Origin of the sequence: Halioglobus sp. Uisw_031 (assembly GCF_047729875.1) — a bacterium.
In the GTDB taxonomy this organism is placed as follows: domain Bacteria; phylum Pseudomonadota; class Gammaproteobacteria; order Pseudomonadales; family Halieaceae; genus Marimicrobium.
On sequence record NZ_CP159826.1, the window covers coordinates 1,280,192 to 1,300,084 of the forward strand.

At 49.7% G+C, this 19,893-nt stretch carries 19 protein-coding genes, 2 tRNA genes and 1 pseudogene; 19 read left to right on the forward strand and 3 right to left on the reverse strand.

Annotated features, from left to right (window positions below):
- Positions 1–179 precede the first annotated feature (179 nt).
- Complete coding sequence (locus ABXT62_RS05920) at positions 180–620, reverse strand: GNAT family N-acetyltransferase (protein ID WP_415357680.1); 441 nt, start codon at positions 618–620, stop codon at positions 180–182.
- A 404-nt stretch (positions 621–1,024) separates the two neighbouring features.
- Here ABXT62_RS05920 and ABXT62_RS05925 point away from each other — a divergent pair.
- A pseudogene (locus ABXT62_RS05925) lies at positions 1,025–1,942 on the forward strand (integron integrase).
- A 360-nt stretch (positions 1,943–2,302) separates the two neighbouring features.
- On the opposite strand, the gene ABXT62_RS05930 reads toward ABXT62_RS05925, so the two are convergent.
- Positions 2,303–2,378: transfer RNA gene (locus ABXT62_RS05930), tRNA-Asn, on the reverse strand.
- 155 nt (positions 2,379–2,533) lie between these two features.
- Here ABXT62_RS05930 and uvrB point away from each other — a divergent pair.
- From uvrB to ABXT62_RS06020, 18 genes are all read left to right on the forward strand, one after another.
- Positions 2,534–4,552, forward strand: coding sequence for an excinuclease ABC subunit UvrB (gene uvrB / locus ABXT62_RS05935; RefSeq protein WP_415357681.1), 2,019 nt, complete (start codon positions 2,534–2,536; stop codon positions 4,550–4,552).
- 196 nt (positions 4,553–4,748) lie between these two features.
- A complete protein-coding gene (gene thrS, locus ABXT62_RS05940) occupies positions 4,749–6,680 on the forward strand; it encodes a threonine--tRNA ligase (RefSeq protein WP_415357682.1) in 1,932 nt (643 codons plus the stop codon).
- Positions 6,637–7,212 carry a translation initiation factor IF-3 gene (gene infC / locus ABXT62_RS05945; RefSeq protein WP_415357683.1) on the forward strand — a complete coding sequence of 192 codons (576 nt, stop codon included), beginning with the start codon at positions 6,637–6,639 and terminating at the stop codon, positions 7,210–7,212. The genes thrS and infC overlap by 44 nt, the downstream gene beginning before the upstream one ends.
- 59 nt (positions 7,213–7,271) lie before the next feature.
- The gene (rpmI, locus tag ABXT62_RS05950) at positions 7,272–7,466 is read left to right on the forward strand and encodes a 50S ribosomal protein L35 (RefSeq protein WP_415357684.1); all 195 of its coding nucleotides are present in this window, start codon (positions 7,272–7,274) and stop codon (positions 7,464–7,466) included.
- 31 nt (positions 7,467–7,497) lie between these two features.
- Complete coding sequence (gene rplT, locus ABXT62_RS05955; protein WP_415357685.1) at positions 7,498–7,854, forward strand: 50S ribosomal protein L20; 357 nt, start codon at positions 7,498–7,500, stop codon at positions 7,852–7,854.
- Positions 7,855–8,098: 244 nt separating this feature from the next.
- Positions 8,099–9,112, forward strand: a complete 1,014-nt coding sequence (pheS, locus tag ABXT62_RS05960) for a phenylalanine--tRNA ligase subunit alpha (protein WP_415357686.1) — start codon at positions 8,099–8,101, stop codon at positions 9,110–9,112.
- Positions 9,113–9,124: 12 nt separating this feature from the next.
- On the forward strand, positions 9,125–11,500 hold the full coding sequence (pheT, locus tag ABXT62_RS05965; protein ID WP_415357687.1) for a phenylalanine--tRNA ligase subunit beta: 2,376 nt from the start codon (positions 9,125–9,127) through the stop codon (positions 11,498–11,500).
- A 12-nt stretch (positions 11,501–11,512) separates the two neighbouring features.
- Complete coding sequence (gene ihfA / locus ABXT62_RS05970; protein WP_415357688.1) at positions 11,513–11,821, forward strand: integration host factor subunit alpha; 309 nt, start codon at positions 11,513–11,515, stop codon at positions 11,819–11,821.
- On the forward strand, positions 11,796–12,164 hold the full coding sequence (locus ABXT62_RS05975) for a MerR family transcriptional regulator (protein ID WP_415357689.1): 369 nt from the start codon (positions 11,796–11,798) through the stop codon (positions 12,162–12,164). Before ihfA ends, ABXT62_RS05975 begins: the two co-directional genes overlap by 26 nt.
- A gap of 57 nt (positions 12,165–12,221) precedes the next feature.
- Positions 12,222–12,298 (forward strand) — tRNA-Pro (locus tag ABXT62_RS05980).
- Positions 12,299–12,936: 638 nt separating this feature from the next.
- Positions 12,937–13,227 (forward strand): antibiotic biosynthesis monooxygenase family protein, encoded by a 291-nt coding sequence (locus ABXT62_RS05985; protein WP_415357690.1) that lies wholly within the window; start codon positions 12,937–12,939, stop codon positions 13,225–13,227.
- A gap of 100 nt (positions 13,228–13,327) precedes the next feature.
- Positions 13,328–14,290: an alpha/beta hydrolase family protein gene (locus ABXT62_RS05990; protein WP_415357691.1), complete on the forward strand. Its 963-nt coding sequence runs from the start codon at positions 13,328–13,330 to the stop codon at positions 14,288–14,290.
- A 74-nt stretch (positions 14,291–14,364) separates the two neighbouring features.
- Complete coding sequence (locus ABXT62_RS05995) at positions 14,365–14,790, forward strand: hypothetical protein (RefSeq protein ID WP_415357692.1); 426 nt, start codon at positions 14,365–14,367, stop codon at positions 14,788–14,790.
- 109 nt (positions 14,791–14,899) lie between these two features.
- Positions 14,900–15,034 (forward strand): hypothetical protein, encoded by a 135-nt coding sequence (locus tag ABXT62_RS06000; RefSeq protein WP_415357693.1) that lies wholly within the window; start codon positions 14,900–14,902, stop codon positions 15,032–15,034.
- A gap of 2 nt (positions 15,035–15,036) precedes the next feature.
- Positions 15,037–15,537 (forward strand): hypothetical protein, encoded by a 501-nt coding sequence (locus tag ABXT62_RS06005; protein ID WP_415358170.1) that lies wholly within the window; start codon positions 15,037–15,039, stop codon positions 15,535–15,537.
- Positions 15,538–15,646: 109 nt separating this feature from the next.
- The gene (locus tag ABXT62_RS06010) at positions 15,647–16,108 is read left to right on the forward strand and encodes a YccF domain-containing protein (protein WP_415357694.1); all 462 of its coding nucleotides are present in this window, start codon (positions 15,647–15,649) and stop codon (positions 16,106–16,108) included.
- Positions 16,109–16,518: 410 nt separating this feature from the next.
- Positions 16,519–16,884, forward strand: a complete 366-nt coding sequence (locus ABXT62_RS06015) for a hypothetical protein (protein WP_415357695.1) — start codon at positions 16,519–16,521, stop codon at positions 16,882–16,884.
- A gap of 14 nt (positions 16,885–16,898) precedes the next feature.
- Positions 16,899–18,227 (forward strand): hypothetical protein, encoded by a 1,329-nt coding sequence (locus ABXT62_RS06020; protein WP_415357696.1) that lies wholly within the window; start codon positions 16,899–16,901, stop codon positions 18,225–18,227.
- A 382-nt stretch (positions 18,228–18,609) separates the two neighbouring features.
- Here the strand turns inward: ABXT62_RS06020 and ABXT62_RS06025 are convergent, their stop codons facing one another.
- Complete coding sequence (locus ABXT62_RS06025; RefSeq protein ID WP_415357697.1) at positions 18,610–19,656, reverse strand: TauD/TfdA family dioxygenase; 1,047 nt, start codon at positions 19,654–19,656, stop codon at positions 18,610–18,612.
- Positions 19,657–19,893 lie beyond the last annotated feature (237 nt).

A 19,893-nucleotide genomic window follows, 5' to 3' on the forward strand; every position in this document is an offset into this window, starting at 1 on the left:
CCTTATCATTCTCGCCTTTCGCGGCCCGTTCTAAATGCGGAATGAGTCGCTCCCGTAGCTCGTCCTCTAGTCGATCCAACTGTGAATATAGTTTTGCCTTCGAAACCATCGCTAGCACTCAGGAAACATAACGCTCGCGGCTGGGGCTGCCGTTAGGCAGTCCCAGCAGCCCGTACTTGTTAGGTGGGCTTTGCGATGTAGCCAGTTTTGACGTTACCGACGAAGCCGCATGATCGATAATATGCATGGGTAACCTCCTTGCTTGAGCCAGTTAATAGCATAGCCTTATAGCAACCAACAGACCATGCATAAGATAGGACGTTAAGCATTAGGGCCTTTCCGAATCCCTTGCCTCGCTCATGCTCTACAGTCACTACGTTTTCGATCACTGCGTAAGGACTAGCCGACCGCGTGATATTGGGAATGATATTTAGATAAATGGAGGAGACGATATTTCCCTCATTTTCGAGGACGAAGAGCTTAAGCATATCGTTGGCGAGGATTTCGCGAAATACTGCTCTATCTCTTCCATCGCCAAGAATCGGGTCGCCTGGCTGAAGCTGGCGATATAATTTCAATATTTCTTCAAAGTCGTCGATGCCTACTTCTCGTGACTCCATTGGACTAGCCCACCTAACAGTTAAGTATACGGAATCGTTCAGATAGCCCAATTCCATGTAAATATATTGTCATGGCTTCATTTAAGACCAGTATCCCACTGATAACAACCGATTATGGATCACACACATTCTGGAACCGCAGATACACGGAGTTTTTGGAAGGAGAAACTCACCATTTTCGGTCAGTGCACTTTGTGCTGATTTTGACTTAAACGTTATAAATCATTTCGTTAGCTGCCGTTGTTTTTACGCGGCCAAGAATTCCGTTGAAAAACCGCCTTGAACTTTTGAGACTATTTGTTACTGTATATATATACAGTATTACTCAGGTGCGTAGTATGGACGATATTCGCCCGGCAGTTCCCTCTGAATCTCCTCGTTTTATCCATTGTGTGCAACGGGATATGCGAGACAAGGGGTACGCCTATCAAACAGAAAAAACCTATATCCACTGGATAAAGCGCTTTATTTTTTTTCATAAAAGGCAGCACCCCACAACAATGGGAGCGCAGCACATTAATCAGTTCCTAAGCTTCCTGGGGAACGACCGGCACTGTTCACCGGCTACCCAGCGTATTGCCCTGAATGCTCTCATTTACTTGTATCGCAAGTATCTGCAAATCGAGCTGGAAGCGCTGAATTTTGAGAAATCACGCCAACGGCGACGTCTCCCTGTCGTACTCACGCATTCAGAAGTAAACAGTGTTCTTGAGCAAATGCAGGGCAAGCACCGGCTGATGGTAGAAATACTGTATGGCGCCGGTCTGCGTTTGAACGAATTACTCTCCCTGCGCATTAAGGATCTGGACTTCGCGTTGTCTACCATCACAGTGCGCTCGGGGAAAGGTGACAAAGACCGCGTTACGCTGCTGCCACAAAGCCTGATACATCCTCTGCAGGCTTAAGTAAAAAGCACTGCGCTACTGCATCAGCAAGACCTGCGCGACGGTTATGGCGAGGTCTACATGCCCTACGCTCTGGCCAGAAAGTATCCTCGCGCCGCCAGTGAACTGGGCTGGCAGTTCCTGTTCCCCGCAACAAGTATCGGGCGAGACCCACGCAGTGGAGAGTTGCGACGTCACCATTTGCATAACACCACCCTGCGAAAATCTATCGGGCGCGCCCGGCGCGAGGCCAATATCACTAAACCGGTACGCTGCCACACGTTCCGGCACAGCTTTGCCACTCGCCTGCTGCAACAGGGCTACGACATACGTACCATCCAGAAGCTGCTTGGCCACAGCGATGTGCGCACCACAGAAATATACACACACGTGCTCGGGCGCGGCGCCATGGGTGTGATCAGGCCCCTCGACAGCTGACATGTCCTACGCCGAACTCCACTGCCTCAGCAGTTCTTGGCGCGAAAGTAGAAGCAGATAAAAAACTCGGGAAAGATCTATGCAGATCAAGAGGGGTTAACGTGTTAGCTGCTGTCATCTAGGTCGGGATATAGGGAGGAGCACGGACAAACGTTTTGAGGTGTTCGTGGGAGTCCGGTTAAACGGTTTGCAGGGGCAGGGTATTGAGTGCTCATGCTGGATTAGCGAGTACTCAATGTTGATCCTCCTTTACCGAAGAATGGCGCTAATCATCATTGATGACATAGCGGGTGACACAGCTTTTTTAGACCAATAAAAAAGGGCCGCATCTCTGCAACCCTTTTCTATTCGTACTTAAAATGGCTCCGCCTGCTGGGCTCGAACCAGCGACCCATTGATTAACAGTCAATTGCTCTACCAACTGAGCTAAGGCGGAATGGCTTTACCTTGAGGTCGCGTATGATAATGATGCACAGGGACTCGGTCAACTGCTAATTCCGGAATGTAGGGTGCTGTCGAATAACGGCTGCAATTCGCTGCTATCTAGATGATAATACGCGCCCTTTTTCTCTTCCTCAGGTAAATAATCACGTGTCAAGGCGCTTCAAGGTTGAATCCCACTTTCAGCCCGCAGGGGATCAGCCAGAGGCTATCCGGCAGTTGGTAGAAGGGGCTCGGGCGGGCCTTGCGGCACAGACCCTGCTGGGTGTTACCGGGTCAGGAAAAACCTTCACCATGGCTCATGTGGTGGAGCAGTTGCAGCGCCCAACCATTGTGATGGCTCACAATAAGACCTTGGCAGCGCAGCTCTACGGTGAATTTAAGGAGTTCTTCCCGCATAACGCGGTGGAGTACTTCGTTTCTTATTACGATTACTACCAGCCTGAAGCGTATGTCCCATCGTCCGACACCTTTATAGAGAAGGATGCCTCGGTTAACGAGCATATCGAACAGATGCGTTTGTCGGCGACCAAGGCCCTACTGGAGCGCAGCGATTGTCTGGTCGTGGCGACTGTCTCTGCCATTTACGGCTTGGGTGACCCTAAATCCTACTTTAAAATGCTGATTCATTTGTCCCGGGGCGAGATCGTCGATCAGCGGGAGATCCTTCGCCAATTGGCGGACTTGCAGTACACACGTAACGATGTGGACTTTCGCCGTGGTACCTATCGGGTGCGGGGCGACGTCATCGACGTATTTCCAGCAGACTCAGAGCGCAATGCGGTCCGTATCGAATTGTATGACCGGGAAGTCGAGAATATAAGCTGGTTTGACCCGCTCACGGGGGTCGTTGACAGCAAAGTCCCTCGGGTGACGATCTACCCCAAGAGCCACTACGTGACGCCTAGGGACGTTATGCTTGATGCTGTGGTGCATATTGAAGAAGAACTGGGGCAGCGTCTAAAACAGCTCAGGGACAACGGCAAGCTGGTGGAGGCGCAGCGCATTGAACAGCGCACGCGCTACGATGTGGAAATGATCCGTGAGCTCGGTTACTGCACCGGTATCGAAAACTACTCTCGTTACCTGTCGGGTCGCGCGCAGGGGCAGGCTCCGCCCACCTTGTTCGAATACCTGCCCGACAATGCGCTGGTGATCGTCGATGAGTCTCACGCCAGTATTCCCCAGATCGGCGCGATGTATAAAGGTGATCGCTCACGCAAGGAAACGTTGGTGGAATACGGTTTTCGTCTGCCATCCGCGTTGGACAACCGTCCCCTGCGCTTTGACGAATGGGAAGCGCTGGTGTCGCAGCTAGTCTTTGTGTCGGCCACACCTGGACCCTATGAAGCGGATAAGGCGGGACAAATAGTCGAGCAGGTGGTGCGCCCCACTGGCCTGGTAGATCCTTCAATAGAGATTCGCCCTGCAACAACTCAAGTCGATGATTTGTTGGGCGAGATACGCCTGGTAGCAGAACGCGGCGAGCGGGTGTTAGTGACAACGCTCACTAAACGCATGTCGGAAGACCTTACCGAGTATCTGGGTGAACACGGCGTGCGAGTGCGCTACCTGCATTCAGATATCGAGACCGTAGAGCGTGTGGAAATTATTCGTGATTTACGTCTGGGGGTGTTTGACGTATTAGTGGGGATCAATCTGTTGCGTGAGGGGCTGGATATGCCCGAGGTGTCATTGGTTACCATTCTTGATGCCGATAAAGAGGGTTTCCTGCGCTCTGAACGGTCTCTGATCCAGACTATGGGACGTGCGGCGCGGCATATTAACGGCAGGGCGATTCTCTATGCAGACAGGATGACGGGGTCCATGGAGCGCGCTATCAAGGAAACCGACCGCCGGCGGGATCTGCAGCTCGCACACAACAAGGCGAATAATATTACGCCTATTGGCATCGAGAAATCGGTGCAGGATATTATGGAAGGTTCCCGGCTTATGCCGACTCGCGGCAAGGATAAAGCCAAAAAAGTGGCGGAATCTAGGGCAGCGTATAGTGCCGATGTCGCCAAACTTGCGCCTGCGGCGCTTGCGCGCAAACTCAAGCAATTGGAAGCGCAAATGCATGAGCACGCAAAAAACCTGGAATTCGAGGATGCGGCGGCGATGCGGGATCAGCTGGCGGAAATCAAGCAGCTGGCCTTTGTCAGTTAGCGACAAGGGCTCGATTCCATCGGCTATAGCAATTTATCACTCAATCGGGCACTATACCTGCCCCGAATTCGGGGTGCATCCTGACATAAATAATTTGGCCGGCAGTATCGCAGGGCGGATTATAGTGAATGAAATGAGTAAGTTAAGAAGAATCAAGTGACCTTTGGTAGGGGCCACCACTGAACAAGGAACAGCAATGCCTGTTATTACTTTGCCTGACGGCAGCCAACGAACGTTCGATCATCCGATATCGGTGCACGATGTCGCGGTCGATATCGGCCCGGGATTGGCTAAAGCCGCCCTAGGTGGCATCGTGGATGGCCAAGAGGTGGATACCTCTTACGTCTTAGAGGGCGATGCCTCGATTGCGATCATCACCGATCAGGATGACGCGGGTCTGGAGATCATCCGACACTCTACCGCGCATTTGTTGGCAATGGCGGTGCAGGAGCTCTTTCCTGGGGTACAGGTCACTATCGGTCCGGTGATAGACGACGGCTTCTACTATGATTTTGCCACCGGGCACAAATTTACACCCCCAGACCTAGAAAACATCGAACAACGTATGGAAGAACTCGCAGCGCGCGATCTACCTGTGCAGCGAGTGGTGATGAGCCGGGAAAAGGCCATAGAAACATTCCGTAATATGGGCGAGAACTACAAAGTCCAGATCATCGAGGCGCTGCCTGAAGGCGAAGAGATTTCGTTGTACACGCAAGGTGCTTGGGGTGATCTCTGCCGCGGTCCTCATGTGCCTAGCACCGGAAAGTTAAAAGCCTTTAAGTTGACCAAAGTCGCAGGAGCTTACTGGCGCGGCGATTCAAACAACGAAATGTTGCAGCGAATTTACGGCACCGCCTGGGCCAGCAAAAAGCAGCTCAAGCAATACCTGAGCCGCATACAAGAAGCTGAAAAACGTGATCACCGAAAAATTGCCAAGAAGCTCGGTTTATTTCATACACAGGAAGAAGCACCGGGCATGGTGTTTTGGCACCCGGCCGGATGGAGCATCTATCAGACTATTGAGCAGTACATGCGAAAGGCTCAGCAAGAAAACGGTTATCAGGAGATCAGGACCCCTCAGTTAGTGGACCTTTCGTTGTGGGAGAAATCCGGGCATGCGGAAAAGTTCAGTGATGATATGTTTATGCTCAAGTCTGAGGATCGGGACTTTGCGGTAAAACCTATGAACTGTCCCTGCCATGTGCAGGTGTTCAACCAGGGTCTGAAGTCCTATCGCGATTTACCCCTTCGATTGGCGGAGTTCGGATCCTGTCATCGAAATGAGCCGTCGGGTTCTCTCCACGGGATTATGCGAGTGCGCGGGTTTGTGCAAGATGATGCGCATATTTTTTGCACAGAGGAACAAATTCAGCCCGAGGTTTCATCCTTTATTGATTTACTGCATGCCGTCTACGAGGACTTTGGTTTTAGCGAGGTGATCTACCGGTTATCTACGCGTCCCGAGCAACGAGTGGGTACGGATGCTGACTGGGATCGGTCGGAAAAAGCGCTGGCCGATGCGCTCGATGCGCAGAATCTTCCCTGGCAGGAGCTGCCGGGGGAGGGCGCGTTCTATGGTCCAAAAATTGAATTTTCCCTGAAAGATTGTATCGGGCGTGTGTGGCAGTTGGGAACGATTCAGGTCGACTTTTCGATGCCGGCACGCCTCGATGCGCAGTACGTATCAGAGGACGGTAGCCGTCAGGTGCCGGTCATGTTGCACCGGGCCGTGCTGGGTTCATTCGAGCGATTCATCGGGATTTTGATTGAGCATTACGAAGGCGCTTTCCCCAGCTGGCTGGCGCCCACACAGGTCGTTGTGCTCAATATTACGGACAAACAGTCCGAATATACCCAAAATGTGGAAGATTCCTTGAAGAACATGGGTTTTAGGGTCATTTCGGACTTGAGAAATGAAAAAATCGGCTTTAAAATCCGCGAGCATACAATTCAGAAGGTTCCGTACCTGTTGGTGGTAGGGGATAAAGAAGTGGAAACACAGACTGTGGCCGTGCGTGCCCGTCGTGGTGAGGACTTGGGATCCATGGATCTCGACGCGTTTATTGCGCACCTTACCGACGATGTTGCATCTCGCGGTCGCGTTACAATGGAGAATCAGTATTAAGAAAGATAGCGGCAAAGGAGCCAGTAAAAAGGCGATTATCAATGACCAGATTACGGCGGACCCATTACGTCTGGTTGGAGCCGAAGGTGAGCAAGTAGGAATCGTGTCCTTGAAAGAGGCACTGGCAGCGGCCGAGGCGGCGAGCATGGATTTAGTGCTGATTGCCGATTCCGATCCAGCAGTGTGTAAGCTGATGGATTACGGGAAGTTTGTGTTTGAGATCAAGAAACAAAAAGCTGCCCAGAAGAAGAAGCAGAAGCGTACACAAGTGAAAGAAATGAAGTTTCGTCCAGGGACGGAAGATGGAGATTATCAGGTAAAACTACGCAACCTGATTCGTTTCCTAGAAAACGGCGATAAGGCCAAAGTTACGCTGCGGTTTCGCGGTCGTGAAATGGCTCACCAGGAAATTGGCATGGAGCTACTCAAGCGAGTAGAAGCTGATCTGGCCGAGTTGGGTGCTGTCGAGCAATTCCCGAAAATGGAAGGCCGACAACTCACTATGGTTATTGCCCCCAAGAAGAAGAACTAGCGGCCTGTGAATGCCCTTGTTTCTTTATATATTAACTTTCAAATGCGGAGTATTTGATTATGCCAAAAGCAAAAATTCACAGTGGGGCTGCCAAGCGGTTTAAGAAAACTGCCGGTGGATACAAGCGCAAGAGCGCCCATAAGAGTCACATCCTAACCAAGATGACTACCAAACGTAAGCGTCAGCTGCGCGGTACCTCTATGGTCCATAAGAGCGACGTTGTTCTTATTGATCGTATGATGCGTGCCAAGTAATCAGTCTATTGGATAATTAGGGAGAACAACTATGGCTCGCGTAAAACGAGGTGTAGTGGCGCATCGGCGTCACAAGAAAGTATTGAAACAGGCCAAGGGATATTACGGGGCACGCAGCCGTATTTTCCGGGTCGCTAAACAAGCTGTTACCAAGGCTGGCCAGTATGCCTACCGTGACCGTCGTCAGCGTAAACGTCAGTTTCGCGCTCTGTGGATCACGCGTATCAATGCCCAGTCTCGTGCTAATGGCCTTAGCTATAGCCGTTTGATCAATGGTTTGAAAAAAGCTGAGATCGGATTGGATCGCCGCGTACTGGCGGACCTAGCCGTGCACGATAAGTCAGCTTTTTCGACGATCGTTGAGCAAGCGAAGGCCGCATTGGCCTAAGCCCACCCCACCGCTTGGGCGGTTCGCTGGCTACAGGTAAGACTGAAAGGGAAAGGGCGGTGCTCTTTCCCTTTTTTTATTGATTGGGCGGTGGATTTTTGCCAGAGGTGCGTGTTTGAGGATGGCTGTCCATGTCGGACCTTTAAGCGCGTACACTGGGCTAACGCACAGTTTGAAACACTTACGGAGCGGATGGACAGTGACAGACTGCCTAATACTCAAATTAGACCTGAGAAAAACCTAAATGGAAAACCTCGAACCAATCGCCAACCAAGCCAGGTCTGCTATTGCCGCAGCGCAAGATAGCGCCACGCTTGAACAATTGCGTGTCGATTATCTGGGCAAAAAGGGCCAGCTTACAGGCTTACTTAAAGGCCTGAGTAACCTGGCCCCCGAAGATCGTCCTAGGGCTGGCGCATTGATAAACGTGGTTAAGCAGGAACTGCAGGAGCTGATTGGTGAGCGCAAGACAGCTCTGGATGCTACTGCCGTTAAGGCGAAGCTGGAGCAGGAGTCCATCGATGTAACAATGCCCGGTCGCGCTAAAACGATTGGCGGTGTGCATCCTGTGACTCAGACGATCGAGCGGATGGAGGACTTTTTCTCGGCCATTGGTTTCGATGTAGTGGAAGGTCCAGAGATAGAGGACGATTATCATAATTTTGAAGCACTCAACATTCCTGCTCATCATCCCGCCAGAGCCATGCACGATACCTTTTACGTAGATGAACACACGGTGCTGCGCACACATACCTCGCCGGTGCAGGTACGGGTAATGGAAAGTCAGGAGCCGCCACTGCGGATTATTTGTCCTGGGCGGGTCTACCGCTGCGATTCAGACTTGACGCATACACCCATGTTTCACCAGGTTGAAGGCCTACTGATTGACGAACACTCCAGTTTTTCTGATCTGAAAGGCCTGATAGAAGATTTCTTGCGCGTATTTTTTGAACGCGATCTGGAGGTGCGTTTCAGACCCTCCTATTTCCCCTTTACCGAGCCATCTGCGGAAGTGGACATTCAGTGCGTCAACTGCGGAGGGAAGGGCTGCCGAGTCTGTAGTCAAACGGGATGGTTAGAGGTTATGGGTTGCGGCATGGTGCATCCAAAAGTCTTCGAGGCTGCAGGCATTGATACAGAAAAATATTCAGGCTTCGCGTTTGGTATGGGCGTTGAGCGTCTCGCCATGTTGCGCTACGGCGTTAACGACCTGCGCCTGTTTTTTGACAATGACTTGCGTTTTCTTGAGCAGTTTTAAGGGAAATAGAAAATGAAAATCAGCGAAAAATGGTTGCGCGAATGGGTCTCTCCCGCACTGAGTACGCAAGAGCTAGCGCATCAAATAACGATGGCCGGGCTTGAGGTTGATGCCATTGAGCCGGTGGCGGATATGTTTAGCGGTGTTGTGGTTGCTGAAATTCTGAGCGTTGAACCGCATCCGGATGCGGACAAGTTGCGTGTTTGCCAGGTCGGTGCAGGCAGTGAAACGGTGCAGATTGTGTGCGGTGCGCCTAATGCACGGGCCGGACTGAAAGTCCCGTTGGCACAGGTAGAAGCCGAGCTCCCCGGTAATTTCAAAATCAAACGGGCAAAACTGCGCGGAGTGGAATCGCAGGGAATGCTGTGTGCAGAGCAGGAGTTGGGGCTGTCAGATAGTGCGGACGGTTTGATGGAGCTTGCGTCCGACGCGCCTGTCGGCATTGATCTACGACACTATCTGGAACTCGATGACCAAGTGATCGACATTAGCGTCACGCCAAATCGCGCTGACTGTCTGGGTATTGCGGGGATCGCTCGTGAAGTGGGTTTGCTGAATAAACTTGCGGTCACTGAGCCTGCCTTCACCAAAGCTCCAGAAACGATAACGGATACCATTTCCATCGAGGTGCAGGCAGAGGAATGCTGCCCACGCTATGTTGGCCGGGTGATCAAGGGTATCGACATATCCCGCCCTAGTCCGCAGTGGTTACAGGAAAAGTTGCGCCGCTGTGGTGTTCGTTCTATCGATGCAGTCGTGGATGTGACCAACTATCTACTGCTGGAGCTCGGTCAACCTATGCATGCGTTTGACCACGGTAAGCTGCACGGTGCCATCGAAGTGCGTATGGCGGCACCTGATGAGTCGATCGAGTTGCTGGACGGCAAGACACTCAAATTACGGGCAGACACACTGGTTATTGCCGATCGTGAGGGGCCGCTCGCGATGGCTGGAATCATGGGAGGGCAGCGCTCAGCCGTCAGTGGCACGACAAAAGATATTGTATTAGAAGCGGCATTTTTTGCTCCCAAACCCTTGGCGGGGAGGGCCCGCTCCTACGGGTTGCACACGGATTCTTCCCACCGTTTCGAGCGTGGTGTGGATTTTGAGTTACAGGTGCAGGCGATGGAGCGTGCCACGCAAATGCTGCTGGAACTGGTCGGCGGTGAGGCCGGGCCTATTCAGGAAGTGGTGTCAAAAAATAATCTACCCGCGCGGCCTGATGTTGTCCTCAGAGCTGCCCGTATCGAGAAGGTGCTGGGCTTAAGTCTGTCAGCCGATGAAGTCGAACGTATTTTGTGTGGACTCGGACTGGGTGTCACCGAGACTGATGGTGGCTGGTGTTGTTCGGTTCCCAGTTGGCGCTTCGATATCACTATTGAGGTAGACCTATTGGAAGAGTTAGCCAGAGTCTATGGTTACAATCGGCTGCCGGTGACCCATATCCACGCCAAGCTGGAGATGCAGGCGCGGCCTGAAACAGATTTGTCTATTCGTTATTTACGTCGGCACCTGAGCGCCAGAGGTTATCGTGAGGCAATCACCTACAGTTTTGTAGACCCTCAGTTACAGCGGACATTTGATCCCGAGCAAGCGCCGGTGGTTCTGAGCAATCCTATTTCCGCCGATATGGCCGTCATGCGCACCAGCCTACTGCCGGGGTTGGTTAGTGCCGTTCTGCATAATACTAACCGGCAGCAGCCTTCTGTGCGGTTGTTCGAGACGGGCCTACGATTTATACCCGATGATTCAGGCCTACGTCAGGTGCCGACACTGGCCATGGTATCGACGGGTCCGCGCTTTGAAGAGTCCTGGGCGTCGCCCGCCGATGACTCTGATTTTTTTGATTTAAAGGGGGACATTGAGAGCCTGCTGGGGCTGACTCGGAGGTCGGAACACTTTAGCTTCGGCGCCACTTCACGACCGGCGCTCCACCCAGGACAGACTGCCTGCATCACCCGAAAGGGTGAGGTTGTCGGCGTTGTGGGTGCACTACACCCCTCGGTAGGCACTGAATTGGGGCTGAACGCGCCTTTGTACCTCTGTGAAATTGATCTAGCGGTATTACTTGAAGGAGAGATACCAAAGTATGCAGAACTGTCCAAGTTTCCCGAAGTTCGCCGAGATTTAGCGGTAGTTGTCGACAAGGCGGTGTCATCGGCCCGTTTGATGGAAGATGTGCGAGCGGCTGCCGGAAGTTACATCACAGACTTAAGGCTTTTTGATGTCTATACAGGGAAAGGCATTGATCCTAAAAGAAAAAGTCTCGCACTGGGTTTGACATTCCGCGATCAATCGCGCACTCTTGGCGAGGAAGATGTGAATGTGGCCGTGGGTCAAGTGATTGATCTATTGGAAAAAAACTATAATGCTGAGCTTAGAAACTAGGTAGAAGAGACGATGGTTGCTCTTACTAAATCTGAAATGGCGGAACGCCTATTTGAAGAGCTGGGGCTCAACAAACGGGAGGCCAAGGAGATCGTAGAGTTGTTCTTCGAGGAAATTCGCGGCTGCCTTGAAAACAATGAGCAGGTCAAGTTGTCGGGTTTCGGTAATTTCGACCTGCGTGATAAGAGCCAGCGTCCCGGTCGCAACCCTAAAACCGGTGAAGAGATTCCGATTTCCGCCCGCAGGGTTGTTACGTTTAGGCCCGGTCAGAAGCTAAAAGCACGAGTAGAAGAATATGCTGGAACCGACACACAACAATGAATTGCCGCCAATTCCTGGCAAACGTTATTTTACTATTGGTGAAGTCAGTGAGCTTTGCGCCGTCAAGCCTCACGTCCTTCGTTACTGGGAACAGGAATTTCCGCAGCTAAAGCCTGTTAAGCGTCGCGGTAATCGCCGCTACTATCAGCGCGACGATGTGCTAACTATTCGACAGATCCGCGCGTTTCTGTATGACGAGGGCTACACCATCGGTGGTGCCAGGCAGCGGATGACCGATGACAATGGTAAGGGGGCCTCACTTCCGGCTGAGCTGCAGGCAGTGATTAAGGAGACCATCGAAGAGTTAGAAGATGTACTTAAGGTCCTAGGTCCGGCTAAATAGCCTTTGTATCAAACGTGGTATTGAGTATAATGCCGCCGGCGCCTAGTCAGGCGAATTCGGGGCGTAGCGCAGTATGGTAGCGCACCACACTGGGGGTGTGGGGGTCGCAGGTTCAAATCCTGCCGTCCCGACCAATTTCACTATAAAAATCAATATTTTAGATTCCCTGCACACCGCACGGTTAAGCGGTGTGTAGTAAAGCATAGTTTTTCTTCTCTCATTTTAGTCAAGAATATTGAGTAATTCTGGAGCTAAAGGCGTACTCCAGTTAATGTTTGACCAGTCTACGTCGTCTAGATTCCCCACAGCCATGCTTTGTGGTTGAACTGTCTCATGCCCCTCTCGGTCTAGCGTTGTCATCTTGGTGTCTGCGTGCCCGGCTAATGCTTGGATGTACGCCAGTGGGTGTCCTGCCTTCTCTAATGCGAACCTGCCTAGCGCCTGATTAATACCGTATATATGCAGTATATGATAATCACAAAAATTGAAGTCGGTTTTTCAACGGAATTCTTGATCGTGCAAAAATAACTGCAGCTAACGAGATGATTTCTAGGGGTTAAGTGAAGATCCACACAAAGTGTACTGACCGAAAATGGTGAGTTCCTCACGCCACAAATTCCGTGTATGCCCGGTTCCAGAATGTGTGTTGTCCGTAATCGGTTGTTATCAGTGGGATACTGGTTTTAAATGAAGCCATGGAAATATATTTACATGGAATCGGGCTATCTGAACGATTCCGTATACTTAACTGTTATGAGGCATCTCTGACAGCATGACCCTAGAGATTGTGCAATGGACTGCGAAAGAAGGTCAGGAAGTGGACTTCGAGGAAGCATTCTCCAAAGCCCAAGGCTACCTTTCGCAGGCCGAGGGCTATATCTCCCATCGCTTTCTCAAGTGCATCGAGAATTCTCGGAAATATGTACTCCTCGTCGAGTGGTCTCACATAGAGGCACATACCGAGCAATTCCAAGGGTCGGAGCTGTATCAAGAGTACCGTTCACTTATAAAGCCGTACTACGAAGAAGGTGCTACTCTCAATCATTATGAGCAAATCGAGTAAACACCTCATAACAAGGCCGGGCACACCGCACACTGCGTGTGCTGGACTCGCTACACTGCGTTCCGCTCGCCCGTGCCGGCGGCGTTATGAGGTATCCATAGTGCGATTAATACTGATAACTTTGTTCTTTATAGTAGCGTCTTGCTCCTCTGATTATGACCAAAGAAACTTAGTTGTTTCACCATCTGGTGACCGCTTATTTCAATACGAATTATTCTTACCGAAGAGTGATGGGAAAATGCCTTTGGCCGTCTTTAGTCATGGAAGCGGAGGCGACTATAATAACTACAGCTGGCTAATAAAAGAACTAACTACTAACGGGTACGTTGTTGCAGCTCTAAATCATCCATTTAATAACGCTCGTAATAATACAGATGAGGGGGTTATTCGAGTATGGGATCGTCCTAATGATATCAGCCTATTAATCGATACTTTACTGGCTGATCCAGAATTGTCTGCGCATATAGACCCCAACCGCATTAGTGCCGTTGGACATTCATCAGGTGGATATACCACCATTGCGCTAGGGGGCGCTATTTACAATCCCGATTTAATGATTGCTTACTGTAGTGGCAGTGAACGCGGACCGGACTGTGACCTAGCAAATGATGAAGTTACTATTGATTACTCTACAGCATCTTTATCCTATAAAGATGCTCGGGTTAAATCCGTTGTAGCAATGGCTCCAGCAGTTGGCCCAGCTATTGATAAAGCTAGTTTGAACTTAATCAATATTCCTGTTCTCATTATCGCAACAGAAGATGACGAGATTCTAGACATAGACAAACATGCAAAACGTTACGCAAAACATATACCGGGCTCAGAACTGCAGCTTTTAGCGGGGGGCGGCCATTTTGTATATATGGAATGTAATATCATAATTAAAATAGTAAATTTATTTATTGATAACCTTGATCTATGTGGAAGCAAGTTTAGCGTAAATCGGGAGAGCGCTCGTAAAAATGCAGCCTCAATAATAATTGATTTTTTAGACACTAATATAGGTGAAATACCTCATAACAAATTAAGCAAGCGGGACGCCTTAGACGGCGCCCCTTCTTAAGGCGTTAATAGGCTTTATCGGCGTCGATGCGGTACGCAAGATTGCATTATGAATCTCAAATATGGAATCACGTTATGATTAGAGCAACCTTGTGCGTAATTGTGTTGGCGGCGCTGATACCTAAATCACTGTTAGCACAGAACGCTCTCACCGAACGCATACACTTCCCCCGAGAGGCAACGAGCACATCAGTCTCAGGTACAATTAATGAGTATGAGTCAGTAAATTATATTTTTGGGGCCACTACGGGACAGTCTGTGTCTGTTGTACTTAATTCTGACAATTTGGGAAATTACTTCAATATCTACGAGCCCGGCAAATTTCCCGGTGAAGACTATGCAATGTTTATAGGAGCGACTGAGGGCAATAGGTTTCAAGGAACCCTGCTTACAGAAGGCGATTACATGGTTCAAGTCTACATCATTCGCAGTGCCGCAAGGCGCGGTGAGACTGCGCGCTACACGTTGGAATTATCACTTCTGAGTGATGAAAAGAAATGACACCTAACAAGTCAAGGCAGCAAGGGCGCTTTGCGCCGGGACCGATTTACAGCGGCCCCAGCTTGAAGCGTTATGCGTCATCATGCGAACGAGCAATGTGGAGGTTCCCATGTCTGGACTGATACCTACAGAAGAGCAGATAGAGAAGCTGCAATCATTACTCGTTGATGAGCCAGTAGGTGGCCTGAACCGTCGCTTTGCTCCGCTCGTTAGCTTTGCGTTATGTGGCAGTGATAATAGGTGATCATGAAAACGATCTCTGTAAATGACAAAATGCAAAAAGAATACGTATACAGACGAATTGAGCCTATTGGTGAAAATTTTGATCCTCAATTTATTCCAGAGTTAACTCCTAAAGAAATGCTTGAGCTAGGTATTTTTGGCGGTAAGTATTTGAATGACTGCAAACGCGAATTTCCAAATGATTGGTTTGTGAATGCAAAGCTTAGTGACATAAAAGACGAGAATCTTAACTATTTCTCAGTAAATGCTTCGCAGCCATTGAGCGAGTGGGTAAAGAAGGGATGGATTCACCCTCAAGATCCTAGAGGTTGGTTTCAATGGTATTGCAGGTATTTTACAGGTAGACGCACGCTCGAAGAGGATCAGCGGCAAATAAAGCGGTGGAAAGCATTTAGGCGTCATGCAGGTGCAATAAAAAAGTACTGTGAACCCTATGATTTTCAATGCCGCAAAAAGCAAAGACAAGCGTTGTTGCACTGGGCTTATGATGCAAGAAACCTATAATTCACATAGCAAGACAAAGCAAGGCGAACGCGCTAACGCGTGCCATTGTTTGCGGCATTATGTGTTTGGGTTATCTACCAATTTTTGTAATTTAATATAAAGATATGAAATGAGAGCAATTGGTAATTTAATTTGGTTTATATTTGGTGGAATAATTATGGGGTTAGCCTGGTGCTTCTTTGGGCTTTTAGCCTTTATTAGTATTGTAGGTATCCCTTGGGGAAGGTCTTGTTTTGTTATCGCTGGCTTTTCCTTTTTCCCATTTGGTAAAGTAGCTATAGCTCGTGATGAATTAACCTTATCTGAAGACATTGGTACCGGTGGTTTGGGAATGGTAGGTAATATTATCTGGTTCATTTTTGCTGGGTTCTGGTTAGCGTTAGGTCATGTCTTTTCGGCTATTGCTTGTTTTGTAACTATTATTGGAATTCCATTTGCATTACAGCATTTGAAGCTAGCAGGAATTTCTATTTCACCTATAGGTAAAACTGTTGTAACGAAAGAGGTTGCGGCAGCTGCTCGCAATGCAAATGCAGAAACGGTAGTTTCCAATATAAGATCTAACAGATAACAAGCCATTGGTGTGCGAAAGGGGTCTGTCTAAGTCTTATGTTTAGTCTCTCGCTCGACCACCACGCATTACAGGGTCTATTAGTCTACAATAGTGTTATCGGTCTGCTTTCGGCATGCTGCGGTGTATTTAGGGTTCGTTAGCTAATTAATTGAGCGAGATTATGGTGGAGTTCATTGCATACGGAACCCTTGTCCTCCTTGCTATCGGGGTAGCAGGGTTTGTGATGTACAAAGCCTGGGACTGGGTGAAGGACCTCAAGTAACCCGCAACTGAGGTTGGGTCTAGAATCCGTTGAAGTATAGGCCGTATAAACGGCCTGCGAGAGAAGATCCCTTCGCGATCAGCGGAGCCAATATGTAAGTAGCCTATTCCCCCAAAGACCCTATCGATAGCGCATGATACAACGCATGAGTCGTAGGGAAAATTGTTGGGACACCCCGATGGAGCGGGTGTTTAGAAGCTTGAAGACTGAATGGATTCCATCGATGGGTTGCCCGACAATGGAAGGGGCCAAGGGCAGCCTTGCTAATGTTGAGGTCGCCGGTTCGAACCCGGTTTCCCGCTCCACCTCCCAATCAGGCTGGTGGCAGAGTGGTCATGCAGTGGACTGCAACTCCGCGCACGCCGGTTCGATTTTCGCCCGACTCTCCAATGCGCCCTTCAAGCAAATCTTGGCAACTGGCGGTAGCACGATAGTCCTGTCAAAGTGCCTTGACAGGCGTTTAGAGAGTGTCATGATTCACATCCGGATAATTCAACAGTATCCGCATTGAGCAAGGGATTCACTATGCTAACGTCTTCTTTTCAGGTGATCGGTCGCACCTGCCGTATTGCTTTTCTCGTCTTCACGGGAGCTGCGTTGCTCTCGGCCTGTAGTGATAGCAATAATTCGGATGAGTTATTTCCGGTCGGCCCACCGCTCGCATGCAGTGATCAACCAATAGGCCAGCCGTCGAAAGAGTGTGAAGGCGGACAGTATACGATCACGACACCACAAGACTACAAAAACGCCGTTAGAAAATTTGAGGCTCCTGCGGAAAATTGCATTTCTCCAGATCTTTACGTGACGGCGGGCGCGTTTGTGCCAGAGTCGAATCTCTACGCTGACACTTTTCAATACGCCTGGGGCAACGGCAGTACCAACGCGCATCGCTATCTCGAAATGAATAAAAAATGGGGTCAATCGAACGACCCCGCGACCATGATTAAGCTGATTACAGCAATTCAGTCGTTCATTGGGTTTGGCATCACCATTCCTTCGGTCTATCCTACAGCAGTAGACGCCCCACCCAGAGCTCAATCCCCCAGTCCCGTGCGTGTCGCAGTCTATACGCTTCCCTCCGGCGATGTAGCTCGAGTTCCGTCTTTCGAGTCTTGGTTTAAAGCCCTGGAGAGAGATTTCCAAATTGTCATTCCTCTAAAACTTGGGCAACTCATGATTGAGCCGTACACAACGATGACAAAAGATCAGGACGTTGTTGACGTGTTCACCACGATGACCGGTTGTGGGGGATCTGGCGCCTACCCCGAGCGGACATGGCCCTCCACCGGCTCTGGAACTGATGGCACTATCTCAAGTTGTTCTTCCGAAGTGATGATGGCATTTGATTTTGTGGTGCCTACCACGGCGGGCCCGGCACAGGCATGCAAGGTCGGCGCCTCTGGCTGTTCAGCCACGACAGAGGACTGCTTCCAAGGCTTTAACGAGAACTACTTGATCCCGGCTCTAGCAAACAATACGGATTACCGTCAAATGATCGGTCCGTTACGCGCGGCCCTCGCCTTTTGCCAAGATGCCAACCCCTTTAATACCGGTCTTGGCTTGGGCTACAACACCGCAGCCAACCCCTTTGCCTGCACATCTTATGCTAAGCAAAGCGTGAGCGACCGTTATACCGGCCGAGAGTTCATAGTGCCCAATGAGCTACTAAGTAAACTGGACGCTCCTCAGGTAGTCGATTTTCCTCCGCTGAACAGCAGTGCAGCGTGTGAGGGAGCTGGTGGCACCTGGTATGTTGAAATCGGCCGGCCTGCGGGCTCTCCTCAGTGTTATTTCACAGTTGAAACTAGGAGTGTCTATGACTTCCTAACCGAAGGCTATGGTTTCTGGGATTGAGGGTGCAAACCACCTGCACGGTTTACTTCGAGGTTCCACCGCCAAGAGGACGGGTTTTTGGGCATTAACGGGCATCAGCAGGCGACCTAACAATCTGAGTAATTTCGCTCAGCTATTGTAATAAACACTGGCTCCTTTGCGGCCATTTTTGTAAGCGGCGTTTTTGTTCAAAGCGAACCTGCGTTCACTTTGATTTTAGCCGCATTAGCAGCTTCAAGACGCTTGTCATTAGACTGAAATTAGGCTTCTCCTACATAGCCGGCCATCCAAAATGCACCGTCTAGCGTCAGAGCTCCGTGAATTGATCGGCCAAATGCTGGCTCGAGTTGCACGACATAAAGTGCAGTCTAGATGTCGATCTTTGCGGCTGCTTTTTCTGAGGTTAGGACCAGCAGACTAATATTTCGCGATCTTCATTCTTATAAGGTAAGCGTCCGTGTGAGACCGAAGCGTTATCAATCGCTAGGACATCACCCTTTTGCCAGGCATTGACTTGTAAGTTTTTCCAAATAAGATCGCGCACATGTTCAATATCTTCTTCTGGAATTTCGCTACCATCTCCATAGAAAGTATGCATGGATAGATCTTCTGGTGGTTTTTCTCGCATATCTTTTTCTAGGGATCGCGCCATTTCCAAAATAGATCTATTTGCTTCAGTGGGACGAAAATCACAGATACGTTGATATTCTCCAGCGGGAGAAGATACGTGAAATATCGCAAGGTGATTGTACCAAGCCTCTACTCCGGAAATTGGATGCTGCTTACTCACCTCCTGTGTACCCCAAAGTCTTAACCCACCGTCTTGTTTCCATTCAGGATCAAAACCTTCCTCTAGACACTTTTTTTCAACAATGTCTTTATCAGTGCTTTGAAACATTTCGTCCCAAGACTTGAGCTGCATTTGATCGCCTGCTGGTGCTCCGGGTGCAGAATAATTGCGCACATTTTTCATTCCTTTTGACCTAAAGCGCTCCCGAATATTTTCATCCATCTGACTCCATACCTTGCGCATGTCGCAAATGGGTGTCTCACCGCTATTCTCTTCGGAAGGATTCATTGCCGAAAAAAATAGAAACTCAGGAGGGTTAGCGCAAAAACTCATTTCACAATGCTGCGGTATCGGAAAATACCCTGGCAGCTCACTCGCATGAAAAACATAATCAGTTACGGCATCTCTTGGCGACGTGCCTAGGTAGTCATTTTTTAGTTCAGGTGCAATCGCCCGCGCAATCTTTTCAAAATCTTCAGGGGTCCTAACGTCGAACTTTCTAAAACGAATGGCTCCGTGCTTAAGCATAGCCTCTTCTAATAGACTTTTTTCTTTACGCAACCAATCCAGCAAAGGCTCAAGACTTTTATGCTTATTCGCTTCAATGGTTAGCGGAAAATCGCCGTATATTTTATAGTTGTTATTAGTCAGTCGGGTCATTTTAAGTCTCTTCGCAAGCTGTAAAATACCTAGTCGAACGGGAGTCTAGGCACTATCGCACCAGCGGTAAACTCTGATATAAAATCAGGTGTCCATCCTTGCATAGGATGCGAGCTCACTATTGGGTGCATAAGTATAGGAAACATAAACGGGGTGTGTCGACTAGATTGTTTGATCCGTGTTGGCCGGTGACCCACACAATTCCGCGAAAATTTTACCTATTACCCCAGCACTGGG